The 413-nt window shown below is 50.6% G+C and carries 1 pseudogene; it reads right to left on the reverse strand.

Annotated features, from left to right (window positions below):
* Positions 1 to 304, reverse strand: a pseudogene (locus ACYQ1H_RS15580) (IS701 family transposase); the annotation flags it as partial.
* Positions 305 to 413: the final 109 nt, after the last annotated feature.

Below are 413 nucleotides of genomic sequence, written 5' to 3' on the forward strand. Positions count from 1 at the left end.
CATGCTCGTTGCCGCTATATTGGCTCCTCACCAGTTCTATCTTGAAGGAGTGGCGTTTGTCCAGCACGCTGTCGTCGAATATAAGGCAGGCATTCCCGCTGCGACGGACGAGGTGTGCGACTGATTGCCAGACGGCAGTTTGCGACACGTCGTCCGTCATGAGGTAACGGTTTATGGCGTCATGCGAGAAAACCGGTTGGTGCTCGGCCATATAGGTTTGCGTGTAGTTGACCAATGTTGCAATTATGAACTGGCAGTAATCCCGACGCGTGGGCTTCAGTCCGGAGTATCTGCTCGCCTTCATAGGCAACGATTGTACCCCGTAACGGCTGATATTTATATACCAATACGGATATATTTTGCGTAAGTCCTATTCAGGTAATAAAGCAGAGCACCCGGATGCAGGACTTTAT

It is taken from the genome of Methyloparacoccus murrellii (assembly GCF_054657115.1).